Annotated in this window: 4 protein-coding genes and 1 rRNA gene; 4 read left to right on the plus strand and 1 reads right to left on the minus strand. The window is 71.7% G+C overall.

Annotation, left to right across the window (positions count from 1 at the left end):
* From AB0J52_RS24865 to AB0J52_RS24880, 4 genes are all read left to right on the plus strand, one after another.
* On the plus strand, positions 1-398 hold a 398-nt coding region (locus AB0J52_RS24865; protein ID WP_500184571.1), incomplete at its 5' end, for an aldehyde dehydrogenase family protein.
* Between the two features lie 406 nt (positions 399-804).
* Complete coding sequence (locus AB0J52_RS24870) at positions 805-2,349, plus strand: vWA domain-containing protein (protein ID WP_500184573.1); 1,545 nt, start codon at positions 805-807, stop codon at positions 2,347-2,349.
* 163 nt (positions 2,350-2,512) lie between these two features.
* Entirely contained in the window at positions 2,513-4,189 is a 1,677-nt protein-coding gene (locus tag AB0J52_RS24875) for a DNA repair helicase XPB (protein WP_500184574.1), read from the plus strand.
* A 118-nt stretch (positions 4,190-4,307) separates the two neighbouring features.
* Entirely contained in the window at positions 4,308-5,462 is a 1,155-nt protein-coding gene (locus AB0J52_RS24880) for a DUF6528 family protein (protein ID WP_500184576.1), read from the plus strand.
* Positions 5,463-5,538: 76 nt separating this feature from the next.
* On the opposite strand, the gene rrf is transcribed toward AB0J52_RS24880, so the two are convergent.
* Positions 5,539-5,610: ribosomal RNA gene (gene rrf / locus AB0J52_RS24885) — 5S ribosomal RNA — on the minus strand; the annotation flags it as partial.

A 5,610-nucleotide genomic window follows, 5' to 3' on the forward strand; every position in this document is an offset into this window, starting at 1 on the left:
TGCCGTTCGACACCGAGGAGGAGGCCATCGCGATCGCCAACGACTCGTCCTACGGGCTGGCGGCCGGGGTGTGGACGAGCGTCGCCACTGTGCGGGCGCTGCGGGCGGGCGAGGAGGCGTCCCGGCTCGGCGCGGCGCGGCAGGCCGCCGCGCGGCCCGACGGCGAGCCGCCCCGGTCTCCCGCCGTCGCGACCGTCGAGCTGCTGCGCGGCGCGGTCGAGAAGGGCGCCCGCGTCTGGATCGGCTACCTCGACCAGCAGGGCCAGGCGTCCAGCCGCATCGTCGAGCCGATCCGGGTGGAGGGCGGTTTCCTGACCGGCTATGACGCGACCCGCGCCGCCGTCCACCGGTTCGCCCTGCACCGCATCACCGGCGTCACCGAACTCGATCCCGAATAATTCGGTTGCCGCCCGGTCCTTTCTCCGGGCAAGGTGTTCTCCATACGGCGACGACGGCCCGAAAGGAGGGCTCCGGAAATGCATAGACCGCGACCCGAGCCCACGGGCTGCAGAAAAGCCGCCCCCAGACGCGCGCCCGGTGCGTAGGCAGCGGTTACTTCCGCTCATAACGGGGAGGTCGCAGGTTCGATTCCTGCCCGTCCGACTCGCCGGACGGTAGCTCAGTGGCCAGAGCACCTTTACCGCCGCCGCCCAGATCTCGGGCGCGCTCCCTTTTGCCCCCTCCCGATGCGCAGGTAGGAGCTACTTCGGCACGTTGGCGGCCATCAAGCCGGCCGTGACGTGAGGCTCCGGCCGACCCGGCCTCGGGAGGGGCTTTTCTTTCCGCCTCTCAGGAGGTCCCACCATGTCGAAGTTCAACCGCGGCCGCGTCACCGGCGCGCTCAGTCCCGTGAAAAGCCTTTCCCGCCCGACCGGCCGTAACCACGAGGGCGCGCCGGCATTCGCTCGGGACGCCAAAAGCGAGCTCTTCGTTTTCGCGGTCTCCAACATGGTCGGTGAGAACTCCTTCTACGAGCGGGCGGACCACCGCGACACCCGCTTCCGCGACCTGGTCTGGACGGTCGCCGTGGACGACCCGGACTGGCTGGCCCGCATGGTCGGCTGGCTCCGCGACACCGCCGGGATGCGCTCGGCGAGCGTCGTGGCGGCCGCCGAGGGCGTCGCCGCCCGCCGCGCCGCGGACGCGCCGGGCGGGAGCCGCGCGCTCGTCCGGGCCGCCCTGCGCCGCGCCGACGAGCCCGGTGAACTGCTGGCGTACTGGCAGTCCCGGTACGGCCGCGCGCTGCCGCAGCCGGTCAAGCGCGGCGTCGCGGACGCCGTCCGCGCCCTCTACACCGAGCGGTCGCTGATCAAGTACGACACCGGGACCGTGCGCTTCGCGGACGTCCTGGAGCTCACCCACCCGCGCGCCGCCGACGCACGCCAGGGCGACCTGTTCCGCCACGCGATCGACCGCCGCCACGGGCACGACGGCGCCGTCCCCGAGTCGCTGTCCATGCTGCGCGCCCGCGCGGACCTGCTCGCGCTGCCGCACGGCGAGCGCCGAGCGCTGCTGGACCGTCCGGACGCCGCCGCCGTCCTGGCCGCCGCCGGGATGACCTGGGAGTCCCTCGCGGGCTGGCTCGGCGGACCGCTCACCGCCGAGTCCTGGGAGAAGATCATCCCGTCGATGGGCTACTTCGCGCTGCTCCGCAACCTGCGCAACTTCGACAAGGCGGGCGTCTCCGACGAGGTGGCCGAGCGGGTCGCGGCCCGCCTCACCGATCCGGACCAGGTCGCGCGGTCCCGTGTGCTCCCCATGCGGTTCCTGGCCGCGCACCGTGCCGCGAGCTCGCTGCGCTGGGCGTGGCCGCTGGAGCGGGCCCTGGACGCGTCGCTGGCGAACGTCCCGGCCCTGTCCGGCCGGACGCTGATCCTCGTCGACCGCTCGGGCTCGATGTTCGGCCGGTTGTCGGCGCGCTCGGACCTCACCGCGGCGGACGCGGCGGCGGTCTTCGGGACGGCGCTCGCGCTGCGGGCGGAGCGGGCCGACCTCGTCCAGTTCGGCAGCGGCCACGAGCGCGTCCCGTGCGGACGCGGCGCCTCCGTGCTCAAGGTCGTCCAGCGGTTCCGGAACCTCGGCGGTACGGAGACGGCCGCCGCCCTCCGGCGCCACTACCGCGGGCACGACCGCGTCGTGATCGTCACCGACGAGCAGGCCTGGGGCGGCGACCCGACCTCGGTGATCCCGGCCCACGCCCCCGTCTACACCTGGAACCTGGTCGGCTACCGGTACGGGCACGCCACGTCCGGCACCGCGACCCGGCACACCTTCGCGGGCCTGTCGGACGCCGCTTTCGGGATGATCCCCCTCATCGAGTCGGGCCGCACCGCCGCCTGGCCGTTCTGACCGCCCGCCCCGGGAGTGTCCGCTGGATCACAGCGGACACCCCCGGGAAGACGCGAGCGGTGCCGTGACGTTGTGTCCTCGGGGTAACGTGCGCAGACCGTCCCAGCAGCGGACGCGTCCCTCCGCCGCGTCCGCCCGCCGACCCCGTCCTACCCGCCGTCCGATGAGCTTTGGGGGCACCGTTCTCGTGACCGATGGGCCGCTGATCGTCCAGTCCGACAAGACCCTCCTGCTGGAGGTCGACCACGAGCTGGCCGACGCCTGCCGGCAGGAGATCGCGCCGTTCGCCGAGCTGGAACGTGCGCCCGAGCACGTCCACACCTACCGGGTGACCCCGCTCGCGCTGTGGAACGCGCGCGCGGCCGGGCACGACGCCGAGCAGGTCGTGGACGCGCTGCTGAAGTACTCCCGCTACCCCGTCCCGCACGCCCTGCTCGTGGACGTCGCCGACACCATGGCCCGCTACGGCCGGCTCCGGCTGGAGAAGGACCCCGTCCACGGCCTGGTGCTCTCCTCGACCGACCGCGCGGTGCTGGAGGAGGTGCTGCGCGCCAAGAAGATCAAGGGCATGGTCGGCGACCGGGTCGGCGACGACGCGGTGGTCGTCCACGCGAGCGAGCGCGGCGCCCTAAAGCAGGCCCTGCTCAAGCTCGGCTGGCCCGCCGAGGACCTCGCCGGCTACGTGGACGGCGAGGCGCACCCCATCCACCTGGACGAGGACGGCTGGGAGCTGCGCCCCTACCAGCGCGAGGCCACCGACGCCTTCTGGCACGGCGGCTCGGGCGTCGTCGTCCTGCCCTGCGGGTCCGGCAAGACCACCGTCGGCGCGGCCGCGATGGCCAAGGCCAAGGCCACCACGCTGATCCTGGTCACCAACACCGTCTCCGCGCACCAGTGGAAGCAGGAGCTGCTGCGCCGCACCACCCTCACCGAGGACGAGATCGGCGAGTACACCGGCACGAAGAAGGAGATCCGGCCGGTCACCATCGCCACCTACCAGATCATGACGACCCGCCGGAAGGGCGTCTACCCGCACCTGGAGCTGTTCGACGCCCGCGACTGGGGCCTGGTGCTGTACGACGAGGTCCACCTGCTGCCCGCGCCGATCTTCCGGATGACCGCCGACCTGCAGGCCCGGCGGCGGCTCGGCCTCACCGCCACCCTCGTCCGCGAGGACAACCGCGAGGGCGACGTGTTCTCGCTGATCGGCCCCAAGCGGTACGACGCCCCGTGGCGCGACATGGAGTCGCAGGGCTGGATCGCCCCCGCCGACTGCGTCGAGGTCCGCGTCACCCTCACCGACTCCGAGCGTCTCGCCTACGCGACCGCCGAGCCGGAGGAGCGCTACCGCTTCTGCGCGACCACCGACACCAAGACCCGCCTTGTGGAGGCGCTGGTCAAGCGGCACGCGGGCGAGCAGCTCCTGGTCATCGGCCAGTACATCGACCAGCTGGACGAGCTGGGCGAACTGCTCGGCGCGCCGGTCATCAAGGGCGAGACGCGGGTGAAGGAACGCGAGCGGCTGTTCGACGCCTTCCGCTCCGGCGAGCAGAACGTCCTGGTCGTGTCGAAGGTCGCGAACTTCTCCATCGACCTGCCCGAGGCGACGGTCGCCGTCCAGGTGTCCGGCGCGTACGGCTCCCGGCAGGAGGAGGCGCAGCGGCTCGGACGGCTCCTGCGGCCCAAGGCGTCCGGCGCGGGCGCCCGCTTCTACGCCGTCGTCGCCCGCGACACCCTCGACCAGGACTACGCGGCCCACCGGCAGCGCTTCCTCGCCGAGCAGGGATACGCCTACCGCATCGTCGACGCGGACGCCGTTCTGTCAGGCGACGACATTTAAGGTCATCTTTTCACCACGCCGCTTTTCGCATTTCGAGGAAAGCTCCCGGACGACTCGACATCGTTCCTGATGATCGCGAGCATGGGCGCGCTCTCGTCGTCGTTCGGGAGGAGCGCCCATGCCACCCGTCTCCGGCCGTCGCCGCGGCGGCCGTCGCCTGCTGTGCGCGCGTCGCGGCGTCGCCCATGCCGCGGTCGCCCTCACCTGCACCAGCTCGTTCCTGATCTCCGTGGACGGCCGGGCGTGGGCGTCCCTCATCGAGGACGGCTCCAGGGGAACGCCTATCGCGGCGGTGAACGAGGTCACCGAGTCGGTCGAGTTCTACCCGCCCCCGAGACCGGGCAGGGCATGGAAACCGGTGAGACGCTGGCGTCCGGTGGCGAACTGGGGCGGCGGGGTGGACGTGAAACTCCGGCCCGGCGGACCGTACGGCGGCCGCGTTCTCGCCGTCGCCGACGGCGTCTCCGGGTATGTCGGCGTCTACACCTATCCGGCACTGACCCGGAAATGGTCGGCCCACGTGGGCCGGGGCCGCTCGGCCAACCTCCACGGCGTCGAATTCCTGCCGGACGGCAACGTCGCGATCGCCAACGCGACCGGCCCGCACGGCGGAAGCGTCAAGATCCTCGCTCGTAAGGGCGCCAGGGTCCTGGCCGAGCGGGCCTTCCCGGGCGCGCACGAGGTCCTCTACGACCCGTCCCTGCGCGTCCTGTGGGCCATCGGCAACGCCAGACTGACCCGCTTCCGCTACCGCGCCGGCCGGCTCGGCACCGAGGTCGACTACAAGCTGCCGCGGTCGTCGGCCCACGCCGCGTGGAAGAACTTCCCCGCCTACGGTCACGACGTCCAGCCCGTGTACGGCCGCAAGGACCGTCTCTGGATCGCGACGAACGGCGGCATCACCCAGTTTTCCAAGACGGCCTGGAGGCGCTGCAGGACCGTCCGTACTGCGGTGAAGTGGCCGCGTCCGGGCATGGACGGGGCCGGCTTCCGCTACTGCAACGACTTCCCGGGCGCCGCCACCATCAACGGAGGCAATGCGACCCCGGATCGGCGGCGCAGCTTCCGCCGCATGCCGAAGGCGATCGGCAACGAGCCGATCTCCGGCCGCGTCCTGCTGACCTTTCCGTCCCCGGCCCGGGGCTACCACAACTGGACGACGCCGTACGTGACGCTCTACAGCCGTCCCGGCTGGGCTCCGGTGCGCTTCAGTCCGAGCATGAGAAGAACCGCGTACTACCGAGCCCGCTGGCTCGTGGCGGCCTACCAATAGCCGCAGAGGCGATTCAAAAAGCCCCGTAAATAGAAGTAGGGCCCGCCACAATCGTGGCGGGCCCTACCCAATATAAGTCCGGCGGCGTCCTACTCTCCCACACAGTCTCCCATGCAGTACCATCGGCGCTGAGGGGCTTAACTACCGG

Source organism: Spirillospora sp. NPDC049652, assembly GCF_040675125.1.
Classification (GTDB): domain Bacteria; phylum Actinomycetota; class Actinomycetes; order Streptosporangiales; family Streptosporangiaceae; genus Spirillospora.